This window comes from Kitasatospora sp. NPDC001309 (assembly GCF_042896295.1).
Lineage (GTDB): Bacteria > Actinomycetota > Actinomycetes > Streptomycetales > Streptomycetaceae > Kitasatospora.
In genome coordinates this window covers 1-22,688 of the sequence record NZ_JBIAXC010000023.1, presented here as the reverse complement: position 1 = coordinate 22,688, position 22,688 = coordinate 1, and the positions used below count along the sequence as shown (strand labels likewise).

18 protein-coding genes and 1 tRNA gene are annotated in these 22,688 nt (G+C 72.6%); 6 read left to right on the top strand and 13 right to left on the bottom strand.

Annotated features, from left to right (window positions below; translation table 11 throughout):
- Positions 1 to 216: 216 nt before the first annotated feature.
- The 6 genes from ACFY2K_RS22665 to ACFY2K_RS22640 all read right to left on the bottom strand — a co-directional run bounded on the left by ACFY2K_RS22665 (position 217) and on the right by ACFY2K_RS22640 (position 7,051).
- Positions 217 to 894 (bottom strand): response regulator, encoded by a 678-nt coding sequence (locus ACFY2K_RS22665; protein ID WP_375887821.1) that lies wholly within the window; start codon positions 892 to 894, stop codon positions 217 to 219.
- Positions 891 to 2,126, bottom strand: a complete 1,236-nt coding sequence (locus tag ACFY2K_RS22660; protein ID WP_387713514.1) for a sensor histidine kinase — start codon at positions 2,124 to 2,126, stop codon at positions 891 to 893. Before ACFY2K_RS22660 ends, ACFY2K_RS22665 begins: the two co-directional genes overlap by 4 nt.
- A gap of 171 nt (positions 2,127 to 2,297) precedes the next feature.
- On the bottom strand, positions 2,298 to 4,823 hold the full coding sequence (locus ACFY2K_RS22655) for an ATP-dependent Clp protease ATP-binding subunit (protein ID WP_387713628.1): 2,526 nt from the start codon (positions 4,821 to 4,823) through the stop codon (positions 2,298 to 2,300).
- Positions 4,824 to 4,948: 125 nt separating this feature from the next.
- Positions 4,949 to 5,662 (bottom strand): VIT1/CCC1 transporter family protein, encoded by a 714-nt coding sequence (locus ACFY2K_RS22650; RefSeq protein WP_380525255.1) that lies wholly within the window; start codon positions 5,660 to 5,662, stop codon positions 4,949 to 4,951.
- Between the two features lie 100 nt (positions 5,663 to 5,762).
- Positions 5,763 to 6,377, bottom strand: coding sequence for an HAD family hydrolase (locus ACFY2K_RS22645; protein WP_380525256.1), 615 nt, complete (start codon positions 6,375 to 6,377; stop codon positions 5,763 to 5,765).
- A 50-nt stretch (positions 6,378 to 6,427) separates the two neighbouring features.
- Positions 6,428 to 7,051, bottom strand: a complete 624-nt coding sequence (locus tag ACFY2K_RS22640) for a methyltransferase family protein (RefSeq protein ID WP_380525257.1) — start codon at positions 7,049 to 7,051, stop codon at positions 6,428 to 6,430.
- A gap of 656 nt (positions 7,052 to 7,707) precedes the next feature.
- Between ACFY2K_RS22640 and ACFY2K_RS22635 the strand changes: the two genes are divergently transcribed.
- Together ACFY2K_RS22635 and ACFY2K_RS22630 are read left to right on the top strand one after the other, a co-directional pair.
- The gene (locus tag ACFY2K_RS22635) at positions 7,708 to 8,820 is read left to right on the top strand and encodes a hypothetical protein (RefSeq protein WP_387713509.1); all 1,113 of its coding nucleotides are present in this window, start codon (positions 7,708 to 7,710) and stop codon (positions 8,818 to 8,820) included.
- 230 nt (positions 8,821 to 9,050) lie between these two features.
- A complete protein-coding gene (locus ACFY2K_RS22630; protein ID WP_387713506.1) occupies positions 9,051 to 9,548 on the top strand; it encodes a tyrosine-type recombinase/integrase in 498 nt (165 codons plus the stop codon).
- 62 nt (positions 9,549 to 9,610) lie between these two features.
- On the opposite strand, the gene ACFY2K_RS22625 is transcribed toward ACFY2K_RS22630, so the two are convergent.
- Positions 9,611 to 9,685, bottom strand: a tRNA-Val gene (locus tag ACFY2K_RS22625).
- 159 nt (positions 9,686 to 9,844) lie between these two features.
- Between ACFY2K_RS22625 and ACFY2K_RS22620 the strand changes: the two genes are divergently transcribed.
- Entirely contained in the window at positions 9,845 to 11,218 is a 1,374-nt protein-coding gene (locus ACFY2K_RS22620; protein ID WP_387713504.1) for a hypothetical protein, read from the top strand.
- A gap of 22 nt (positions 11,219 to 11,240) precedes the next feature.
- Positions 11,241 to 11,459: a zinc ribbon domain-containing protein gene (locus tag ACFY2K_RS22615; protein WP_375887805.1), complete on the top strand. Its 219-nt coding sequence runs from the start codon at positions 11,241 to 11,243 to the stop codon at positions 11,457 to 11,459.
- Positions 11,460 to 11,486: 27 nt separating this feature from the next.
- Here the strand turns inward: ACFY2K_RS22615 and ACFY2K_RS22610 are convergent, their stop codons facing one another.
- The 3 genes from ACFY2K_RS22610 to ACFY2K_RS22600 are packed head-to-tail and all read right to left on the bottom strand — an operon-like array spanning position 11,487 to position 16,297.
- Positions 11,487 to 12,428, bottom strand: coding sequence for an HAD family hydrolase (locus ACFY2K_RS22610; protein ID WP_387713501.1), 942 nt, complete (start codon positions 12,426 to 12,428; stop codon positions 11,487 to 11,489).
- Complete coding sequence (locus ACFY2K_RS22605) at positions 12,428 to 15,079, bottom strand: phosphoribosyltransferase (protein WP_387713498.1); 2,652 nt, start codon at positions 15,077 to 15,079, stop codon at positions 12,428 to 12,430. The genes ACFY2K_RS22610 and ACFY2K_RS22605 overlap by 1 nt, the downstream gene beginning before the upstream one ends.
- Positions 15,080 to 15,103: 24 nt before the next feature.
- Positions 15,104 to 16,297 carry an HpcH/HpaI aldolase/citrate lyase family protein gene (locus tag ACFY2K_RS22600; protein WP_387713495.1) on the bottom strand — a complete coding sequence of 398 codons (1,194 nt, stop codon included), beginning with the start codon at positions 16,295 to 16,297 and terminating at the stop codon, positions 15,104 to 15,106.
- A 375-nt stretch (positions 16,298 to 16,672) separates the two neighbouring features.
- On the opposite strand from ACFY2K_RS22600, the gene ACFY2K_RS22595 reads away from it, so the two are divergent.
- On the top strand, positions 16,673 to 17,929 hold the full coding sequence (locus ACFY2K_RS22595) for a TerD family protein (RefSeq protein ID WP_387713492.1): 1,257 nt from the start codon (positions 16,673 to 16,675) through the stop codon (positions 17,927 to 17,929).
- A gap of 144 nt (positions 17,930 to 18,073) precedes the next feature.
- On the opposite strand, the gene ACFY2K_RS22590 is transcribed toward ACFY2K_RS22595, so the two are convergent.
- The gene (locus tag ACFY2K_RS22590) at positions 18,074 to 18,832 is read right to left on the bottom strand and encodes a Tellurium resistance (protein WP_375887791.1); all 759 of its coding nucleotides are present in this window, start codon (positions 18,830 to 18,832) and stop codon (positions 18,074 to 18,076) included.
- 432 nt (positions 18,833 to 19,264) lie between these two features.
- On the opposite strand from ACFY2K_RS22590, the gene ACFY2K_RS22585 reads away from it, so the two are divergent.
- On the top strand, positions 19,265 to 20,452 hold the full coding sequence (locus tag ACFY2K_RS22585) for a DUF2637 domain-containing protein (protein WP_380524610.1): 1,188 nt from the start codon (positions 19,265 to 19,267) through the stop codon (positions 20,450 to 20,452).
- A gap of 132 nt (positions 20,453 to 20,584) precedes the next feature.
- Here the strand turns inward: ACFY2K_RS22585 and ACFY2K_RS22580 are convergent, their stop codons facing one another.
- Positions 20,585 to 21,679, bottom strand: coding sequence for a DUF475 domain-containing protein (locus ACFY2K_RS22580; RefSeq protein WP_375887788.1), 1,095 nt, complete (start codon positions 21,677 to 21,679; stop codon positions 20,585 to 20,587).
- 169 nt (positions 21,680 to 21,848) lie between these two features.
- Entirely contained in the window at positions 21,849 to 22,427 is a 579-nt protein-coding gene (locus tag ACFY2K_RS22575; RefSeq protein ID WP_375887786.1) for a TerD family protein, read from the bottom strand.
- Between the last annotated feature and the right edge of the window lie 261 nt (positions 22,428 to 22,688).

Below are 22,688 nucleotides of genomic sequence, written 5' to 3'. Positions count from 1 at the left end.
TGCCTTGAGCGTCCCGCCGAGGGGTCTCATCACGCGTCCTACCAGCAGCGGCAGTTGGGGTACTCCCGGGAGAGTACGGATGCCCCGCGCCACGCCGGGCCGGAAGTAGCCGTACGGAAGCGGGCCCGGGGTTCGGCGTACGAAGGTGCGCCCGAGGCCCGGCGCACGGAGGCGCGCCCGAGGCCCCGCCCCGCCCGCCCCGCCGGCCGCGGCGCCTCAGCCCAGCCAGCCCGGCCGCACCAGCCCCGACTCGTAGGCCAGCACCACCAGTTGCGCCCGGTCTCGCGCCCCGAGCTTCACCATCGCCCGGCTGACGTGCGTCTTCGCCGTCAGCGGGCTGACCACCAGCCGCCGGGCGATCTCCTCGTTGGACAGCCCCATCCCGACCAGCGCCAGTACCTCGCGCTCCCGCTCGGTCAGCGCCGAGACGTCCGAGAGCCCCTCCGGAGCCGTCTCCGGCCCCTTGGAGCGGGCCGCGAACTCGCCGATCAACCGCCTGGTCACACCCGGCGAGAGCAGCGCGTCCCCGGCCACCGCGACCCGGATCGCCCGCAGCAGGTCGGCCGGTTCGGTGTCCTTGACCAGGAAGCCCGACGCCCCCGAGCGCAGCGCCTCGAAGACGTACTCGTCCAGCTCGAAGGTGGTCAGCACGACCACCCGTACGGAGGACAGCGCCGGATCCCCGGCGATCCTCCGGGTGGCCTCCAGCCCGTCCATCCGGGGCATCCGGACGTCCATCAGCACGACGTCGGGCAGCAGTTCGCGGGCGAGCCGCAGCGCCGCCTCGCCGTCGTCCGCCTCGCCGACCACGGTGAGGTCGTCCTGGAGGTCCAGCAGGGCCCGGAAGCCCGCCCGGACCAGCAGTTGGTCATCCGCCAGCAGTACCCGAATCAATCGCTCTCCGCCTTCGGTGTCGGCAGCTCCGCCCGGACCCGGAAGCCGCCGCCGGGCAGCGGCCCCGCCGTGATGGTGCCACCGAACGCGGAGGCGCGTTCCCGCATCCCGACCAGCCCGCTGCCCGACCCGCCGGCGTCCGCGACCACCGCGGGCCCCGGGTCCTCGACCCGGACCACCAGGACGGCGGTGTCCCGCCAGTCCAGCACCACGACCGCCTCCCGGGCCACCGAGTGCCGGATCACGTTGGTCAGCGCCTCCTGGACGATCCGGAAGGCGGTCAGGTCGGCGGTGGCGGACAGCGGGCGGCGGACGCCGTCCTCGAGCACCTCGACCGCCAGCCCCACCCGGTCGGCCTGCTCGGTGAGTTCGTCCAGCCGCCCCAGCCCGGGGGCCGGCCCACGCGGCGCGGCGTCGGGCCCGCGCAGCGTGGCGAGCACCTGGCGGACCTCGCCGAGCGCCTCCTTGCTGGTCGACTTGATGGTGACCAGCGCCGTGCGGGCCTCCTCCGGCCGCCGGTCCAGCAGCGCCAGCGCGACCCCGGCCTGGATGTTGATCAGGGACAGGCTGTGCGCCAGGATGTCGTGCAACTCCCTTGCCATCCTGAGCCGTTCCTCGTTGGCCCGGCGCTGCTCCAGTTGCTGCCGGTAGGCCCGGTGGGCGGCGATCCGCTCGCGCCGGAAGCGGATCAGCTCGGCGACCGCCAGCATCAGCAGCAGCCAGGCCAGCAGGCCGAGTTCGACCTGCCAGACGAACCGGGGCTTGGCGGCGCGCTGCCAGTCGTCCGGCAGGACGAAGGACATCAGGACGTGCACCAGGTACACCCCGGCGACCCCCGTCCAGGCCGCCCGGCGGTGTCCGTAGCCGATCGCGAAGCAGCAGGCGATCACCCAGCTCACGAACACCGGGCCGTACGGGTACCCGGCGGCCAGGTACCCGGCGGTGACCACCGACGTCCCCGCCACCGCGGCGACCGGACGGCGGCCGAACACCGCCAGCAGCGCCGGGCCGAGCAGCAACAGCAGGTAGCCGACGGCGTCCAGCGGGGCCCGGCCGTCCTGGTGGCGGGCGGCGAACCCCGACCCGACCACCTGCACCACGGCGGCCGCCGCCGCCAGCCGCACCGGCAGGCCCGAGCGGGCCCCCCGCGCCCACGGCGGGCGCCACGGTTCGGGCGGCGCCTCCGGGGAGGGCGGCCCCTGCTCCGGCGGTGGGGACGTGGGCGGCATCATGCCCGGAAGGCTAGACCCGCGCCCGGCCCCGGCGCGTCCTCCACCGGTGGCGTTCGGGCGTACTCCCGCTGGAGTACGCCCGAACCGGTCAGCTCCCTGCCCCGGCCGCCCGCACCCTGCGCCTACCCCTCCGCCCGCGCCTCCCCCTACTCCCCCTGCTGGCGCCCCCGGCTACTCCTCCGGCTGCGCCCCCGCCGACGCCTCCGCGACGGCCGCCGACGCCTCCGGCCGCGCCAGCGTCACCGTCAGCTCCCCGTCTCCGACGTCCGCGATCAGCGTGTCCCCCTCCCGCACCGTCCCGTCCAGCAGCAGGTTGGAGATCCGGTTGTCCAGCTCCGACTGGATCGTCCGGCGCAGCGGCCGGGCCCCGAACTCCGGCTGGTAGCCGCGGTTGACCAGGTACTCCTTGGCCGCCTCGGTGACCTCCAGCCGCACGTCCTGGGCCCGCAGCCGCCGCCGGCTGCGCTCCAGCAGCAGGTCGACCACCGACAGCAGGTCCTTCCGGGTGAGCGCGTGGAAGACGATCACCTCGTCGATCCGGTTGAGGAACTCCGGCCGGAACTGCCGGCGCAGGTCCCGCATCAGGTCGTCCCTGATCTCGTCCACGTTGCCCGAGTGGTCCAGGATCCGCTGCGAGCCGATGTTGCTGGTCATGATCACCACGGTGTTGCGGAAGTCGACCGTACGCCCCTGGGAGTCGGTGAGCCGCCCGTCGTCCAGCACCTGGAGCAGCAGGTTGAAGACGTCCGGGTGCGCCTTCTCCACCTCGTCGAAGAGCAGCACGCTGTACGGCTTGCGGCGGACCGCCTCGGTCAGCTGCCCGGCCTCCTCGTAGCCGACGTACCCGGGCGGGGAGCCGACCAGCCGGGAGACGGTGTGCTTCTCCTGGAACTCGCTCATGTCGAAGCGGATCATCCGGTCCGGGTCGCCGAACAGCAGCGCCGCCAGGGCCTTGGCCAGCTCGGTCTTGCCGACACCGGTCGGCCCGAGGAAGAGGAAGGATCCCGTCGGCCGGTCCGGGTCGCCCATTCCGGCGCGGCCGCGGCGCACCGCCTGGGCGACGGCGGTGACCGCCTCGTCCTGGCCGATCACCTTCTCGTGCAGGTGGTCCTCCAGCCTGAGCAGCCGCTCCCGCTCGGTCGCGTTCAGCTCCGCGACCGGGATGCCGGTGCGGGAGGAGAGCACCTGCGCGATGTCGTCGGCGGTCACGTCGACGACCTCCTCGCGGGACTCGGCGATCGCCGCCAGCTCGTCCTCGGTGCGCCGCAGCTCGGACTTGAGGTTGGCGGCCCGGACGAACTCCTCGTCCGCGACCGCCTCGTCCAGCTCCCGCTTCAACTTGGTGATCCGGTCCTGCACCGAGGTCGACTCGGTGGAGCCGCTCAGGCTGCGCAGCCGCACCCGGGCGCCGGCCTGGTCCAGCAGGTCGATCGCCTTGTCGGGCAGGAAGCGGTCGCTGACGTACCGGTCGGAGAGGGTCGCCGACGCGTCCAGCGCCTCGTCGGTGAACCGCACCTGGTGGTGCGCCTCGTACGCGTCGCGCAGCCCCCGGAGGATCTCGATCGTCTCCTCGACGCTCGGCTCCGGCACCAGCACCGGCTGGAAGCGGCGCTCCAGCGCGGCGTCCTTCTCCACGTGCTTGCGGTACTCGTCCAGCGTGGTCGCGCCGACCACGCTCAACTCCCCGCGCGCCAGGGCCGGTTTGAGGATGTTGCCGGCGTCCATCGACCCCTCGCCGCCACCGCCCGCGCCGACCACGGTGTGCAGCTCGTCCAGGAAGAGGATCACGCTCTTCTCGGCCGCCGTGACCTCGTCGATCACCTTCTTCAGCCGTTCCTCGAACTCGCCCCGGTACTTGGAGCCGGCCACCAGCGCGGTCAGGTCCAGGGTGACCACCCGCTTGTCCCGCAGGCTCTGCGGGACGTCCCCGGAGACGATCCGCTGGGCCAGGCCCTCGACGATCGCGGTCTTGCCGACGCCCGGCTCCCCGATCAGCACCGGATTGTTCTTCGTCCGCCGGGAGAGGATCTCCACGGTCTGCTCGATCTCCTCGGCCCGCCCGACCACCGGGTCCAACCGGCCCCCGCGCGCCGCCTCGGTGAGGTCCTGCCCGTACTCGTCCAGGGTCGGGGTGTCGCTCGGGTGCCCGCCCGTGCTGCTGCGCTCGCCGCCCGTGCCGCGCCCGTCCAGCACCGACTTCAACGCCTCCTGCGAGGGCGCCGCGTTGCGCAGCGCCGTCCCCGCACCGGACCGCTCCTGCTCCAGCAGCGCACCGAGGATGTGCTCCGGGCCGATGTACGAGGCGCCGACCGCCTGCGAACGGGCGTGCGCGGCGAGCAGCGCGCGCTTGGCCGACGGGGTCAGGGCGGGCCGCCCGTCCAGCGCCTCCGAGTTGCCGGAGGGCAGCACGTGCTCCAGGTCCCCGGAGAGCCGGTCCGGGTCGATGCCCGCACGCTCCAGCATCCGCCGGGACGGCTCCACCCGGGTGGCCGCCCAGGCGAGGTGCGCGGTGTCCAGGTCGCTGCTGCCGTCCTCGGCCGCACGCTGCGCGGCGAGCCCCAGCAGCTCCTGGGAGGACTCGCTGAGCAGCCGCCCGATCGGCACCCGCTGCACGGCGGGCGGGGAGGCCAGCGGACTCATCCCGAAGAACCGGCTGAGCAGGTCGGAGAACGGGTCGTTCGATCCGAACGGGGGCATGGTCACGATGGTTCACCTCTCCCAAGCGGTTTGCAGCCACACAAACACAGGCCGCCGGAGCCTGCCCGTCGAGCGCGGCAGCCGACGGGCGGGACGGCCGACGGGCGGGGCAACCGACGGGCGCCTCAGCCGGTGACGTGGTCCAGCAGCACCCCGCCGCTGTACGTCACCGCCATCGCCAGCAGCCCGCCCGCCACGTTGCGCGCCACCGCCCGCCCCGCCCCCGCCCCGCCGAGCCGGGCACTCGTCCAGCCCGAGGCCGTCAGCGCCAGCACCACCGCGGCCACCGTCACCCCCAGCCGCCAGGACTCCGGCGGCAGCAGCACCGCCAGCAGCGGCACCAGCGCACCCAGCGTGAACGCGGCCGCACTCGCCAGCGCCGCCTCCCAGGGATTGGTCAACGCCTCCGGATCGATGCCGAGTTCGGTCTGCGCGTGGGCCGCCAGCGCGTCCCGCTCGGTCAGCGCCGTGGCCACCTCCCGGGCCAGCCCGTCGGCCAGCCCGCTGTCCCGGTAGTAGTCGGTCAGTTCGTCGAGCTCCCCCTCCGGGTCCTCCGCCAGCTCGCGCCGCTCCTTCGCCAACGCGGCCCGCTCGGTGTCCCGTTGGGTGCTGACCGAGACGTACTCGCCGGCCGCCATCGACATCGCCCCCGCCAGCAGCCCGGCCACCCCCGCCGCCAGCAGCGCGGCGCGGGACCCGGCCGCGCCCGCCACACCGGTCACGATCCCGGCCGTCGAGACCACGCCGTCGTTGGCGCCCAGCACGGCGGCCCGCAACCAGTTCAACCGCGCCGACAGCTCCGCCCGGGTCTCCCCCGCCTCCCCCGTCCGCTCCGCCATCCGCGCCCACCGCCCTCAGGGGTCCGTACGGTCCCCCCCGATCCTCGCCCGGCCCCTGCGGCCCCGCCACCGGTCACCCGTCCCCATCACCCGTCACCAGTCACCCCAGGAGCGGTGCCAGCGCCCGCCGCAGGTCCTCCGGGCCCCGGTAGAGCACCCCGGTCATCCCCAGTGCCACCGCCGCGTCCACGTTCTCCTGCCGGTCGTCGACGAACAGGCACCGCTCCGGCCTCGCCCCGGCCCGCCCGGCGGCGATCTCGTAGATCCGGCGGTCCGGCTTCGCGCTGCCCACCCGGGAGCTGTTCACCACCTCGTCCGCCAGGTCCGTCAGCCCCAGGAACGCCAGGTCCTCGTCCAGCCACACCGTCGCATTGGTCACCAGCACCACCCGACAGTGCTCCCGCACCCGCCGCAGCAGTTCCACCACGACCTCGTCCGCCCAGAACGGCGAGTGCGCGAACGCCTCCGCCAGGCCCCGGGCCGCCTCCTCCGACACCCGGCCGGCCAACCCGCGCGCGATCGAGTCCACCCACTCCGCCCGGCCGATCCGCCCCAACAACAAGGGCAGGTCGTTCACCGGCGCGAACCCGACCGCCGCCGTGCTCCCCTCCTCCACCCCGGCAGCCCGCTCCAGCGCGGCCACCCCGGCCCCGTCGAAGAACCGGATCACACCGTCCACATCACACAGCACCGCATCAAAAGCCTTGGTAGTCACCCGTTTCTCCTACCACAGCAGGCCCCCGCCCCGGCGCCCCGGGGACGCCCTCAACTCCCGGACGGACCCGGGCGGTGCCACCCCCGCGGAACCAGCGCCGGCACCCGGGCCCGGTATCCCTCGTACTCCGCCCCGAACAGGCCGGCCATCATCCCGTCCTCGGCCCGCACCCTCAGCAGCAACCACGGGACGACGACCAGCAGATAGGCGACCCACACCCCGAAGCCGCAGGCCAGCATGCCCCCGCCGACCAGCCCGAGCAGCCCGGTGTAGATCGGGTGCCGCACCAGCCCGTACGGCCCGTCGGTCCGCAGCTCGTGCCGCTCCTGAACGGCCGGCACACTCGCCCACATCGTGCCCAGCACCCACCGGGCCCACAGCAGGAAAGCCGTCGACGCCACCACCAACACCCCACCCAGCACAGCGAGTTCCGGCTGCCAGAACCTCAACTCCCGCCAGAACCCCTGAGTCCGGTCCACCACCGCCAGCACCACGTACACCCCGACGCCCAACAGGACCCGCCGCAACAGCGAACGGCGCAACCCGCCCAACCACCCCCGGAACCCGGACCTCCCCACCACAGCGAAGTAGACGACACCCGCGACCCAGGCCACGCAGAAGATCGCCACGCACGTCCCGGTCACCACACCCAATACCGACTGCAGAGCTCCCATCCCGCAAGCCTCCGCCCCACCCCACCACCCCACCACCACCCCCGGGTGGAGCCACCCCCGCTCCACCCCCGTCCACCCCGAGGTGGAGCCCCTCACCTCGCACCACCGACCGGGAGCGCCTCCCTGCCCGAGCCGGCAGCGGGCCCCGACTCCCCGAGATCGTTTAGGAGAGATTCAGGCGTCGGACTCGCGCATCGAAACCGTCCAAGACTGCTGTCAGTCTGCCGGAACGACTGCGGCCCAGGTCGGAATCATGCTCCTGACCTGGGCCGCAGTGCGCGTTTCAGCTGTTCACGGGGTGGGCGCGGACGGTTTCGAACCGCCGACATCTGCTTTGTAAGGCTTGGCGTCCGCCCCCGCCCCGACCTGCGCCGCACCTGACCTGCCTGTTCCCCACCCATCGCACCGCCGGCACCCGTGACCGACCGCCACGTACCGCCCGTTCTGGCACGCCTGTGGCACGCCGAGCAGGCTGCTGATGGCACCATCGGCAACCGCCACCCCCAGCGTGCCCACAGAGCGGAAGAGCTGACGGAGCAGCCCATCCGTAGGCCACCAACAAGTCTCTAAAGGACCGCTTACTGGATACGGCCCCCGCGAGCACCCGCCGCCACTACAGTCTGACCGACAGGGCAAGGCGAACGACTGGGGAAACAATGGCCTGGAAAGATGTACCAGCGAAGGACGACCCAAACCTTTCCTTCCAGGCCTATTACGCAAGACCAAATGTCGTGCAGAGAATTCTTGAACCTGTAAGCCGAGAAGTGTTTCGACAGATCTGGGCAGTTGCCGAGAATGATGACCTGAAGGGGCTTCGCCGATCTGCTCTGGTGGGCTTCCTGATGGCCGACTATATTCGCGCCATCGGCCTGCCTGAGATTTCCGAGACCCCACTATCCCCGGGAGACTGGTTCATCCATTCAGGTGAGACCCACTATAGTCCGCTAGATGGCGACCTGCGCGAAGCACGGATCACATCCTTCGATGGCGCAGTCGTGACAGGGGTCACTCGAACAGAATGCAACATCACAAGCTCCGCCTCTGTCAATATGAGCGGAGTTGACGATGTTTCACTTGTTATCGGTCGACTCACCACAGCCTCTAAATTTGACCTAGTCGCCGCTGGCTACCGCGATCCAATGGCCAGTCTGGGCGGCAGGCTGCCCCGGGGCTCGGTAGCCGACCTGTCGAGAATGGCGGAAGGCAAACCGTGGTCCTCAAGCCTTCTCCGCTTGCAGTTTGGGGAATCCTCCGACGGACAGGTGCTTCGTGCGGCCATCACGGATACGGTCAACCAATTCTCGACTGCTGTCACTAAGCAAGGGGCCTGGAAGCTTCTATATGGGAGCGACGGAAAGCCCCTTCACGAGCGCCAGCACCAGGGAATGTTTAGGCTCTTCTCCCAGCTACCATTCGGCGCCCTTGGGATTCAGGTTCACCCCAACACAGATCACGGATCGGGGCCGACAGATTTCACCCTTCGGCTAAATGACTCAACAAATATTGTTGAGTTTAAAAAGGATGATAGGCGCGAGGAAATCAAGCATGGCATGGCAATTCAACTGCCAAACTACATGGCCTCGGCAGGAGCCGATCGTGGCACATATATCGTCATGTGCCATCATCGCAAGAGGGAGGATGTGGAAGACATTCTGGCCGATGTCATCGTATCTGATCCGACACTACCACCGATCGGCTGGTTCGTAATCGATTGCACACCGAAGACTTCCGCTTCAAAGGCGCAGGATAGGCTTTCGCCGACACAATGAAGGACCTGCCAGTACCCCCTAGTCTCTAAAAAATCAAGCTCTGCCACGGAAATGGGCAGTCGATACGCAGCGGGCGGCGGAGCGGTTTTGGCCGGTGTCCTGTCCGGGCTGGGGTCGAGCATGATCGGGGGGCCGTAAGCTGTTGCGACTCGGTCAGGGCTTTTGGGCCTGACCGCAGTTTGGCCGAGTGGCCCCCCGGTCTTGCTCGACGTGGGTCCCTGGCCGGGGAGGTGGGTAAAACCGCGGAGCCGCCCGCCCCAGCCACCCTGCTGCCCCTGTCCGGACGGTCGCGCCGGGACCGGGCGCCAGCCCGCACGCCCGGCGTCGGCCGGCCGGGGCGGGGCAGCGGCGCGCGCAGGGCGCGCGCCCTTGACCGGTACGCCGGCCCCGGCCCGGACGGGCACCTGTTCATCGGTCCCCGCGGCGGCAAGCTCCGCCGGAGCAACTTCCGGGACGACTGGATCAAGGCCCGCACCGCCGCCGGGGTGAGCGAGGACGCCCACTTCCACGACCTCCGCCACACCGGGAACACCCTCGCCTCGCAGAACGGAGCCAGCACCCGGGAACTCATGACCAGGATGGGTCACAGCAGCACCCGCGCCGCGCTGATCTACCAGCACATGACCAGCGACCGCGACCGCGCCATTGCCGACCGGATGGGCGAAGCCGTCCGCCAGGCGCTCGGCAAGCCGGAGGCTTCTGGCACGCGGGTGGCAAGGGAGGGGTAGGACCCCGGAAACGTTCAAGGGCCAGTTCGGGAGGATTCTGCCGCCGAACTGGCCCTTCCTGCTGGTGGGCGCGGACGGTTTCGAACCGCCGACATCTGCTTTGTAAGAGCAGCGCTCTACCACTGAGCTACGCGCCCCCGGTCGTGGCCCTTCGGGCGTACGACGAGTGCCTAGGGTACCTGGTCCGGCGGGGTGGTGTGGTGCGGGCGGGGTGGGGTGGTGGGAGGGGGCTGCCCGTGGTGCGGGGGGATCGGGGAGAATGGGCGCGGATCAGCGGGTCGGAGAGGGAGCGCGCAGTGGCGGTGGCCGGCGGGAGCGGGCGGCGGGGGCGGCGTCGGGCGGGGAGTGCGCTGGGCGACGCGCTGGTGTTGCCGGTGGTGCTGGCGGGTGCGTTGGGGGCGGTCGGGCTGGCGTCGGCGGGCAGTGGCGGCTGGTGGGGGCGGCGGGGTGCCGGGGACGGTGTGCGGGCGGAGGCGCGGGAGGCGCGGGCCGCGGCGCAGGAGGCGTTCTACGAGCTGGACGAGACGCAGCGCGAGCTCCGGTTGGCGGTGGAGACCGTCCGGGCGGTCGAGGAGGGTGTGGCGGCGCAGCGGGTGCTGGCCGAGCTGCCGGCGATCTCCGGCCGGGTCGAGCAGGTCACGGTGAACTACCTGGCCGCGCTCGACGCCCATGACCTGGACCGGGAGGACCTGGACGCCGGTTCGGTGGCCCAGGCCCGGCGGCTGCTGGTGGACGTGCAGGGCCAGCTCCGCTCGGCCCGCGCCGAGCTGACCGACTTCCTGCGCCGCCTCCAGCCGACCCTGCTCCACGCCGAGCAGCAGCTGATGCGGGTCACACCGGCCGTGGAGCAGGCCAAGCACGCGCTGCTGCGGGCGACCACCACGCTGGACGAGGTGCGCGGCGCCGGGCTGCGGGCGGACGACCTGGCGGCCCGGCTGGCCGAGCTGGCGCCGGAGTTGGGGCGGCTGAACGAGGGGGCGGCGCGGCACGGCGTGGCGGCCACGCTGCAGCGGGCCGAGGAGGTGCGGCGGCGGGCGGAGGCGATCACCGCCGATGCCGCCCAGCTGCCCGAGCGGGCCCGGGAGCTGGACCGCCGGGTGTCCAGCCTGCGGACCCGGATCCAGGCGCTGGAGACCAAGGCGGAGACGGTCGATCCGGCGCTGAGCGAGCTGCGCCGCCGGTTCAGCACGGCCTGCTGGCAGGACCTCCAGCGGGTGCCCGAGCAGGTCGCCGAGGCGGGCCGGGCCGCCGGGCGCAAGCTCGCCGAGGCCGCCCGGGCCCGGGACGAGCAGCGGTGGGCGGACGCCACGGCCGCGATCGGTACGGTCCGCGCGCTGCTGGAGACCGCGGACGGCTCGGTGCAGGCCGTGAACGACCGGCTGCGGCAGCTGAACGAGGTGCAGCACGACCCGAACCGGGAGGTGGAGCGCGCCCGCTTCGCCGTCCGGGACGCCCAGCGGCTGGCGATGGCGGGCCGCACCGCGCCGGACCCGCGGCACGCCGGCCCGCTGGACGAGGCGGTGGCCCGACTGGACCGGGCGCTGGAGACCCTCCAGGCCTCGGGCCGGCACCCCGACTACTGGCACTTCCTGACCGAGCTGGCGGCGGTGCGCGAGACGGCGGCGCGGGTGATCGGCATGATCCGCGGGGATCTTGGCCCGCAGCGCTGAGCGCGGTCGGTACCCTGCCGGTATGCCACGCTACGACTTCCGCTGCCGCTCCTGCGGCGCCACCTTCGAGCTCCGCCGCGCGATGGCGCAGGCCAACGACCCCGCCGTCTGCCCGCAGGGCCACCCGGACACCGTGAAGTTGCTGTCCACCGTCGCCGTCACCGGCGCGGCGGGCGGCGCGCCGCAGCAGGCCCCGAGCGGGGGCGGGGGCGGCTGCTGCGGCGGCGGGTGCTGCGGCTGACCGAGGAGGACCGGTGGCGACCGACGGCTAACCGGCGACGACGGGGTCGGCGGGCATGACCGAGGCGGTGGCCGCGGTGGCCGCCGCCAGGAACCGGCGGACGATCTCCTCCCCCGCCGCCACCCCCACCTCCGCCAGGGCGGTGACGCCGGGGGCCGTCCATCCGCCGTCGGCCAGTTCGCCGTGCCCGGGCCGCCACCCGGCGTCGGCGGCGAGCAGCAGGTCGGCGTCCAGCAGGGAGTCGCCGGCCGCCAGGACGGTGTGCGCGCCGCTGCGGCGGACGGCCTCGGCGAGCGCGGCGCTCTTGGTGAGCGGCTGCGGCACGGCGTACACCTTGCGGCCCTGTAGTGAGACCCGCCAGCCGCGTTCGGCGCACCAGCCGGTGAGTTCGGGCAGCCAGCCGTCGGGCAGCCGGTCGCGTTCGACGACCAGGTAGGCGAACTGCTCGTCGGCGACCCGCCGTTTGCGCGTCCACTCCGGGTCGGCGCTCAGGGCGAGTTGGCGCACCACCTCGTCCAGCGGGGCGGCGCCGGCGGCGATCCGCGCGGTGATCTCGCGGCGCCAGTCGCGGTCCGGCTCGCCGTCCACCAGCAGCTGCCCGCCGTTCGCGCAGATCGCGTACGTGGGCGTCGGTCCGGGCAGGTTGACCCGTCGGTACTGTTCGACGGTCCGGGTGGTGGCGGGTACGAAGCGGGCCCGGCGGCCCAGTTCGACCAGCAGGGCGGCGGCCCGTTCGGTCAGGAAGGACAGCGGGCGGCCGTCCAGCACCTCGACGCAGAGCAGCCGCGGCGCGAGCCGGTCGGGGCCGGCCAGGGCCAGGGCCCGCTCGGAGTAGATGAGCGTACGGTCGAGGTCGCTGGCCACCAGCACGCCACCCTCGTCACCGCCCGGACCACCCGCTCCGCCCGGACCACCTGCACTGCCCGCACCGCCACCCGCGCTGCCACCCGTACCGTCCACGGCACCCATCAGGACTCCCTCCCCGTCACGGCCCGTCCGCTCTCCCCCGTCGCGCCCCGACTGTAGCGGGGGTGGATGAGGCCCACGCAGCTGTACGGCAGCCCGTCCACCTCCTCGACCGGGACGCCGCGTTGGGCGGCGAGCAGCCGTACGTGGTCGAGGTCGGTGCCCGCGCCGCGCCGGGCCAGCACCCGCCAGGGCACCCGGCGCAGCAGCACCCGGGTGGTCTCGCCGACGCCGGGCTTCACCAGGTTGATGTTGTCGATGCCGTACTCGGCGCTGATCCGCTCGACGGCGGCCCAGCCGGCCCAGTCGGGCGTGCGGTCCGGGTCGGCGGCGAGCCGTCCGGCCGCCTCGACCGCGAGGGCGCGGACCTCCCCGAAGTGGTCGGCCACTGCGGTCAGGAAGGCCTCCGAGACGTCCCCGCCCGCGAGGTCGGCGTAGTGCTTGGCGCCGTGGAAGTCTCCGGGGCCGATCAGTCCGGCCCGCAGTACGGTGCGCGAGACCAGCCCGGACACCGTGGAGTTGAGGCAGGCGGAGGGGATCAGGAAGTCCTCCCGGGTGCCGTACGTCCGGACGCAGCGGCCCGGGTCGGCGAGCACCGCGAGGTCCGGGTCGAAGCCGGTGCCGGCCAACGCGTCGGTGAGTTCGCGGGTGATCGCGCCCTTCCCGGTCCAGCCGTCCACGAAGACTACGTCGGACGCCCGGTGGTGGGCCGCCAGATAGCGCAGCGCGACCTGGTCGATGCCGCGGCCGCGGACGATGGACACCGCGTAGTGCGGCACGGACAGGCCGTGGGCGAAGGCCAGCCAGCGGCGGACCAGGATGCCGACCGGCGTGCCGGCCCGGGCCAGCGAGGCGAGCACCAGGCCGGGCCCCCGCTCGCGCAGCAGGGTCTCGGCGACGGTGCCGACGGCGAGCGCCATCCGGCGGGCCGAACCGCGCAGCGCCTGGTGGAACAGCTCCTGGTACTCGGGGCTGGGGCAGTACTCGACCGGCAGCGACTCGGCGTAGTGGGCGCCGCCGTACTGGACGGCCTCCTCCCGCTCCTCGGTGGGGGCCTCCAGCGGGACGTCGGAGAGGTCCTTGAGCAGCCAGGCGACCTCCTCCGGACGGTAGGAGGAGAACTCCGGCCCGTACAGCGGAGTCGGCAGCGCAGCCGGCAGCGGGGAGGACGGCGCGGAGGACGGCGGGGAGGACGGCGCGGCAGGCAGCACCGGGCGGTACGAGGGGAGTACCGCGAGGACCACCCGGTCGGTCACCTGCCGCAGCTGGCGCAGCAGCGCGTACTCCCCCTGGTGCAGGGCCGGGGTATCGGCTACGTCGTCCACCACCAGCACCACGGCGTCGAAGCGGCGGGCCCCGTCCGCACCGGGGGCGACGTTGTAGACGTAGCGCTCGCGCGAGCCGCCGTCCTGCGGGTCGTCGTGGGCCGGGAAGACCAGCCGGGTGCGGATGGCGTAGCCGGGGTCGTCCACGGCGAGGACGGGCGAGCGGGTGGTGGTGGAGTAGCGGATGCGGTCGCCGCCGAACCGCTGGGCGAGCGCCTCGGCGAGCCGCAGCGGCGCGTACATCAGCTCCTCGAAGCCGAGCACCAGGACCCGCTGCTGCTCGGCACCGTCCACCGCCGCACCCGTACCGACCGCCGCGCCGGCACCCACCGCCGCACCGTCCGCCGGCCCGGCGCCGGCACCCAGCGCCTGCGCCAACTGCCCGGCCAGAGCGGGCAGTACGGCGTCCAGCCGCTCACGGTCGTGCGCCGTGAAGCCGTGCCGTCCACCGTCCGGCAGCCCGGCGGGCCAGTCCAGCTCGACCCGGACCAGCGGGGCGGGCTCGACGGCCGGCGGCGGGGCGGCCGGGGGGACGGCGGCGATCAGCCGCTCGGCCCGGGCCACGATGTCCTCGGGCAGGTCGACGCCACCGCTCGCGGTGGCCACCACGTCGAGCCGGGCGCCGAGTTCGGCGGCGGCCGCGGCGAGCCGGTGCCGGTCCTCGGCGGAGCGCAGGTCGACCAGGGCGACCACCACGTAGTGGCCGCGCGGGTGGCGGCGGTGCAGTTCGCGGATGGTGTTGAGGACGGTCCGGCCGGTCGAGAGCTCGTCGTCCACCAGCACCAACGGACCGTCACCCGAGAGGAGTTCGGGGTCGGCCGGGAGGAGCAGGTGCCCGGTGGCGTGGGAGTGCTCCTCCTCGAAGCCGCCGAGCGGGGGCACCCCGGGGACGGGGCGGCGGGTGGAGTGCAGGCAGGGCGCGTCGAGCCCGTCGGCGACGCTGTGGCCGAGGCCGGTGGCGGTCTCCGCGTAGCCGAGCACGACGGCCCGGCCGGCCTCCGCGGGGCCGAGCAGCTCCCGGACCCGGCGGCCGAGTTCGAGGCCGGCGCCGTGCACCACGGCGGGCCGCTGCGGGACGTGCTTGCCGAGCACGCTGGAGACCAGCAGGTGGGCCCGCTTGGGGTTGCCGGACCGCAGGGCCAGGCCGACCAGTTCGGGCAGGCGCTCCGATCCGGTCAGCGCGATCCCGGCCCGCTCGGCGACCCAGCGCCCGGTCCAGCCGCCCTCCGCCGCCACCGCCGCCGTCTCTGCTCTCTTCACTGCTGGTCCCGCCTTCGGTGGTGCTGATCGATCGGTTCGCGCGTGTCGGGTCGTACTGGGTCGGGTCATGACGGTCGGATCGAGGGGCCGGGGTCAGCCGCACAGGCAGGCGGACAGGAGCTCCGCGAAGCTCACGTCCTCCCGGGCCACCCCGAAGACCTCCGCCCGCAGCAGCACCCGCTCCGCCCAGGCGCGGTGCGGCCGGGCCTCGTTCATCTTGTTCGTGTACGCCGAGCGGAGTACCCCGCCGCCGTCCTGCTCCTGTCGCAGGATGTCGCGCGCGTCGCAGTACTCCTCGTGCGTGACCACGGACAGCGCGTGCACCGCGGGGACGTGGCTGGGATGGATGCAGGTCTTGCCCAACAAGCCGTTGGCGCGGTCGAGTTCGACCTCGCGGATGAGCCCGTCCAGGTCGTGCTCGATGATCCTCCGGCGGACCTCCTCGCCGGAGGCCCGGGCGGTGCCGGCCGTCGCGGCGAACGGGGTGCGGCGCAGCTGCGGCTTGAACATCCGCTCCTGCACCGGGAAGTACTCCCAGACCGGCCCGGTCACGGTGTACCCGGTGCCGTCGGCCCGGCCGAGCACATTGACCACGTCGCCGATCACGGCCGCGACCAGGGCCACGTCGTAGGCGGTGAGGTCGGGTGAGCGCCGCAGCCCGTAGGCGGAGCACAGGTCGGTGACACCGAGCCGGACGGCGAGCACCCGGTCGCGGTGCTCGGCGAGCAGGCCGGCGATGCCGAAGAGCTGCTCGCGCCTGGTCTCCAGGTGGGCGAGTTCGGGCGTCTCCAGGACGGGCATGGCGAACAGCCGCCGCCCGGTGGCGGCCTCGGCGGCGGCGAGCGCGGCCAGGTAGGCGCCGCCGGTCTCCGGGGTGAACTTGGGCAGGACGAAGCCGCTCAGCAGCCCGGCGGCCGGGCCGAGCCGCTCGGCCAGGTCGAGGATCTGCTCGGCGGTGCGGACCCTGATGAAGAGAAGCGGATGATCCCGTGCACAATCGGTGAAATCATTGACCAGGTCCGACAACTGCTCGATCAGGTTGCGTTCGCCCGCATCCACCTCGTGGTCGGCGATCGCGTCCTCCAGGCAGAGCACCATCGACACCACGCCCTGCCCGGCCAGCTTGCGGATGTCGGCGGCCAGTGCGGGCCTGGTCGCGGGGCTGTAGAGGGTGCCGCCGAGGGCGGTGGCGAGCACCGCGGGCTCGCTCCCCGCGGTGAACGTCCGCGGCTGCTCCAGGAACAGCCGGGCGCGGACGTCGTCGGCGAGGTGGCCGAAATGGCGCATGGTGCTCTCCTCGGGGCTGGACGGCGGGCTGGCCGACCGGACGGACGGCCTCCGGCCCGCGGTTTCCGCCTGGACGCACCGCCGGCGGACTCCCCTCCACCGGCCTCCGGGGGCCTGTTCGAAGGCCCATCGTACGGACGGTTTCCGGCCGTTCCCGGCGTCGGGGCACTGAACTCCCGGAACATCCGGCCGGCACCCGACCCACCCGGAACGATCATCCTGCGGGCAACGGCCCGGCGCGAACGGACCACTCGCCGGTCAGCGAAGGCCCGCCGCAAACCTCGATCCGACGCAAGTCTTGGCAAAGTCCGCCCCCACGCCGACCGTCCCGGTCACGTTGTCCGAAGGGGTGGCGAACGGGCAGGATGGTCCGCTATGACGCACGTGATGGCCAAGGGCGCCAACATCGCACTGCCGGCGGCGGCGGTCCGCGCCGTGCTGCGCTGGAGCGCCACGCCCGGTGCGCCGGACGTGGACGCGTCCGCGCTGCTGCTCGGCACCGACGGCAAGGTCCGTTCGGACGCCGACTTCGTCTTCTACAACCAGCCCCGCCACCCCTCCGGCCTGGTCCGCCACCTGCCCAAGCAGCACACCGCGGGCGGCGCCGAGATCATCGACACGGTCGAGGTCGAACTGGCCAAGCTGCCGGTCGAGGTGGACCGGGTGGTGCTGGCCGGTTCCTCCGAGGGCGGCTCGTTCCGCGCCGTCCCGGGGCTGCGGCTGCTGCTGTTCGACGCCGCCACGGGTGACGGCGCGGTTCCGCTCGCCGAGTTCGCGATCGTGGACGCCGAGAACGTGTCCGCGCTGGTCGCGGGTGAGCTGTACCGGCGCAACGGCTCGTGGAAGTTCCGGGCGATCGGCCAGGGGTACACCTCGGGACTGATCGGCCTGGCCACCGACTTCGGCATCACGGTCGACGACGAGGCGGAGGCCGCCGCCGCGGCCGCGGCCCGGTCGACCCCGGCTCCCGCCTCCACCGCCACCCCCACCGGCGCGGTCGACCCGCGGGCCACCCCGCTGCCCGACCCGCGCTCCGAGGCCCGGCCCGAACCCGGCACCTTCACCCTGAGCCCGGCCGTCCCCCAGTCCCCGACCCAACCTCCGGCCCAGCCCCCGGCCGCTCCGGCCACCCCGGCCCCTGCCCCGGCGGCCGCCACCGCGAACGGCCCGGCCACCCCGCCCCCGCCGGTGGCCCCGCCCACCGTGCCCCCGAACGTCCCGCCGGCCCCGCCCGCGCCCCCAGCACACCAGCCGCCGACCCACCAGCCCCCGACCCACCAGCCCCCGGCCCACCAGCCGGGCACCCAGTCGGGCGGCTACGGCTACCCGCAGCACCAGCCCGGCACCGGGTACGGCTACCCCCAGCACCAGCCCGCGACCGGCTACGGCTACCCCCAGCCCCACCAGCCGTACCCGCCGCAGCAGCCCCAGCCGGGCACCCACTCCGGCGGCTACGGCTACCCGCAGCACCAGCCCGGCACCGGGTACGGCTACCCCCAGCACCAGCCGGGCACCGGCCAGCAGCCGCCCGTCCCGCCGCAGCCCCCGGCACCGGCACCGGCGCCGACCCAGGGCCCGCCCGCCGAGGAGTTCGCGCTGCCCCCGCAGGGCCCGCAGTTCCAGCCCCACTGACCCACAGCGCCGTCCCACCGGAACCACCGAGACCACCGCGCACCCCGGACCCGCCCCACACCCCGCCCCGCCGAGCCCGACGCCCGGCGGGGCCGCCCCGCGCGACACCGCGGCCCCGGGCGGCACCACGCCCCCGCCAGGGACTCAGTCCCCGCCCCCGCCCGGCTGCTGCCCCTTGTACCCCCGCTGCCACTGCATCCCGAAGCCGTACAACCGGTCGATGTCCGCCTGGAACCCGTTCACGTACCGCACCTCGCGGCGCACGGTCAGCTGGTTGTCCCCGGCGTTCTCGATCAGCACCACCGCGCAGGAGCGCGCCGACCGGGCCCGTTCGTCCAGCTTGATCTCGATCCGCGGCCCGGTCTGCGGCACGATCGTTATCACCGCGTGGGTCTGCTCGAAGGCCGGGGTGCCGTCGTAGATGTAGACGAAGATCAGCAGCCGCTTGAACTTGTCCTTCTTCTCCAGGTTGACGTACATCGTCTCGCCGGAGGGCGCCCCGTACTGGTCGTCGCCGCTGAGCTTGATGAACGGCGGTTCCCGCAGGTCGCCGAAGAGTTCACCGAGCGGCTGCACCACGCCCCGGGTGCCGTCGGAGAGTTCGTACATGCAGGCGAGGTCGAGGTCGACGTTCAGCTGCTCGTTGCCGCCCGGCGAGTCGGGCTCCAGCGGGCTGAGGATCCGCGGGCTGAAGAACCGCTTGAGGGTGTCCCGGGTGCTCGGCCGGACGGCGCCCGAGCGCATGGTCCAGTGCAGGTTGACGTAGAGGTAGCCGGTGGTGGCGGCCGAGCCGGTGATCGCGTGCTGCGGCGCCGACTTGGTGAGCGTGACCTTGTGCTGACCGCCCGGGTTGTCGAAGGTGTAGCTCTTGTCCCCGCGCAGGTACTCCCAGATCGAGACCATCCAGTCCTCTCCCCCTGCCTCCGTGCGGCGGTCTGACGATCCGCCGGTCCATGGACGATCCGCCGGTCCATGATCGGGCATCGACCGGGCCGACGGATACCCGAACTCCTCCTTTCCCTACCCCGCCCGGCCGTTGACGCCCACCCGCAGCGCGAACCCGCAGCGCGAACCCGCAACCCGAACCCGCAACCCGAACCCGCGACCCGAACCGGTGGGTCGATTGGCCCGGGGAAGCCGCCCTCCCGTAACATGCCGCCCCTTCGGACGCGATATCGTCTAGCCGCACAGGTGTCCCGTCCGCCCCTGCGCGGGCGCGGTGGGCACGTCGTGCGGCGACGAACGAACCGTCAGGCGGCACCCGCCCCGCGGGACCTGACCACCTGTGTCGCGCTGTGAACCTGTCCCCTGCGGAAACCCGAGGCCCGACCCGCAATGAACCTGACCTCCATACAGCTGGTCTGGACCGTCGTCGGCGGCGCAGCCCTGCTGTTCATCGCCATCCTGATGGCGACGCTGCGATTCAAGAGCACGAAGCACGACGAGGCCGGCGATTCCTGGGAGCGCAGCGAGGAGCGCCGCCGCCGCAAGGAGATGATCTACGGCATCTCCTCGTACACCCTGCTGTTCTGCTGCGCCGGCGTCGCGGCCGCGCTCTCCTTCCACGGCCTGGTGGGCTTCGGCATCGAGAACCTGGGCCTGTCCAACGGTTGGGAGTACCTCGTCCCGTTCGGCCTGGACGGCGCCGCGATGTTCTGCTCGGTGCTCGCCGTCCGCGAGGCCAGCCACGGTGACGCCGCGCTCGGTTCCCGCCTGCTGGTCTGGGTGTTCGCGATCGCCTCGGCCTGGTTCAACTGGGTGCACGCCCCGCGCGGCCTGGGCCACGCCGGCGCCCCGCAGTTCTTCTCCGGCATGTCGATCTCGGCGGCGATCCTGTTCGACCGGGCGCTCAAGCAGACCCGCAAGGCCGCGCTGCGCGAGCAGGGCCTGGTGCCGCGTCCGCTGCCGCAGATCCGCATCGTCCGCTGGCTGCGCGCCCCGCGCGAGACCTACGCGGCCTGGTCGCTGATGCTGCTGGAGAACGTCCGCAGCCTGGACGAGGCGGTCGAGGAGGTGCGCGAGGAGCGCCAGGCGAAGCTGGACGCCAAGGTGCGCGCCCGTTCCGCCGACCGCCGTGAGCGGGCCGAGTTGAAGGCGATCTCCCGCCAGGGCGGCATGCTCGCCCGGGCCCGCGGCGGGCGTCAGGTGCCCGCGCTCACGGCGGCCGGAGACGGCCAGACCGCTACGGAGCCTGCCCTAGCCGCCGAGAGCGACCGCACCGCCCCGACCGCGCACGACCCGTACCTCTCCCCCACCCCGTCCCTCTCGGCGAGCACGCTGGACCGCTCCGCCCTGGACGCCGGCCGCCGCCCGCGTGCCGCCGTCGGGTCGTCCTACGCCTCCGCCACGAGCGGTTCCACGAGCGGCTCCACGAGCGGCTCGACCGGCAGCTCGGCGTCGTCCTCGTCCTCGTCCTACCGCAGCTCGACCATCGACCTGACGGCCGACGACGACACCCTCTCGATGCCGAAGCTGGACTCGCTGGAGCGCAAGCTGCGCGCGATCGAGCAGCAGCTGGGCTGACCCCCGCCCGGCACCCCGCAGGAACAAGGCAGGAACAACGCAGGAACAACGCGAACGGCCGCCCCCGGATCCCCGGAGGCGGCCGTCGCGTTCCCCGGCCCTACGGCCGGAGAGGGGGTGGCGGGCGGCGGACTACTGCCCGCTGCCCACGAGTTCCTTCTCCCCCTCCGCCGCCTCGCGCCGGTTGCGCAGCATCGAGGAGAGGAGGGCCAGCCCGATGAAGGCGACGCCGATCAGGCCGGTGACGATCTCCGGGATGTGGTACTTGATCCCGACCAGCAGGATCACGGCCAGCGCGCCGATCGCGTAGTGGGCGCCGTGCTCCAGGTAGACGTAGTCGTCCAGGGTCCCCTTGCGGACCAGGAAGACGGTCAGCGAGCGGATGTACATCGCGCCGATGCCGAGGCCCAGGGTGATCTGGAAGATGTCGTTGGAGATCGCGAAGGCGCCGACCACGCCGTCGAAGGAGAACGACGCGTCCAGGACCTCCAAGTAGAGGAAGAGGAAGAACGCGGCCTTGCCGGCCACCTGGACGACGGACTTGCCGGACTTCTCCGCCTCCTCCTCGCGCTCGGCCTCCTCCTCCAGGCCCGATTCGAAGATCGAGGAGAGGCCGCCGACGACGAGGTAGGTGACCAGGCCGAGCACACCGGCCAGCAGAACGGTTTCGGCGTGCTCCGCCGCGAAGAAGCGCGAGGCCAGCACCAGCGCGACCAGGGCGACGACGCTGGACAGGGCGTCCAGCTTGCCGACCTTCTCCAGCGGGCGCTCCAGCCAGCCGAGCCAGTTGTGCTCCTTCTCGTCGAACACGAAGTCGAGGAAGATCATCAACAGGAAGACGCCGCCGAAGGCCGCGATGGCCGGGTTGGCCGCCTCCAGGTACTGGCCGTACGTGAGGCCGTCGTGGGTCGCGTTGGAGTGCAGGGCGAGGTCGATCACCGTCGCGGGGTTGAGCTTCGCGGTGAGGCCGACGACCAGCAGCGGGAAGACCAGTCGCATCCCGAAGACGGCGATCAGCACACCGACCGTCAGGAAGATCTTCTGCCAGTACGGGTTCATCCGCTTCAACACCGTGGCATTGACCACCGCGTTGTCGAAGGACAGGGAGATCTCCAGGATGGAGAGGATCAGCACGATGCCGAAGCCTTGGGCTCCCCAGAGCAGTCCGGCCGCGATCAGGCCCAGGGCGGTGATCGCGAACGACCAGCCGAATGTGCGGAGGAACACGGGAGTTGGCTACCTTTCGGGTTCTGGCCGTGTCGGGGGCGGCCTGGTCCCGAGACGCCTGACCGGGCCGGGCCCGGTCAGGTCACCCCCGCACTGCCCTCTGTTCTCTTGATCGTTTGATCGGTGATCATCTGATCGTTGATCGGTGCGATAAGTCCGTTTTACGCCCTTACTGTACGTTGACGCCGAAGTCGAGCGCGATCCCGCGCAGGCCGGAGGCGTACCCCTGGCCCACCGCGCGGAACTTCCACTCACCCGCGTACCGGTACAGCTCGCCGAAGATCATCGCGGTCTCGCTGGACGCGTCCTCGGACAGGTCGTAGCGTGCGATCTCCTCGCCGCCGACGGAGTTGACGACCCGGATGTAGGCGTTGCGCACCTGTCCGAAGTTCTGCAGCCGGGCCTCGGCCTCGTAGATCGAGACCGCGAAGACCACCTTGTCCGCCTGGGCCGGGACCAGCTCCAGGTTGACCAGGATCAGCTCGTCGTCACCCGCGTCGTCGCCGCCCACGAGGTTGTCGCCCTGGTGCTCCACCGAGCCCTCGGGGCTCTTGAGGTTGTTGTAGAAGACGAAGTACTCGTCACCGAGCACCCGTCCGCCACCGCAGAGCAGGGCGCTCGCGTCGAGGTCGAACGGTGCGCCCGTGGTCGAACGGGCGGACCAGCCGAGGCCGATCTGGACCTGCGTCAGGTTCGGCGCGGCCTTGGTGAGCGAGACGTTCCCGCCCTTGGCGAGCGTGACCACCATGGTGTTCTTCCTCCCTTGCTTCTCCCGGGGCGCCATACAGGTGTAGTCCCCCGCGGCCCCGGCCGGCCCGCTTCGGCCGGCTGAACTTCCTGAACTCACATCCTCGCAGCGCACCGGACCCCGACGAAGCCGGGCCGCTCCCGACCCCCCTCGAAGCCGCCCCCGCCCCCCGACGACCCCGACGACACCCGCGCCGCGGCCGAACTTCGCGTGGTCGGCGGCCCGGACGCCGGCGGAGTGCACCGGCTGCACGGCCGGGAG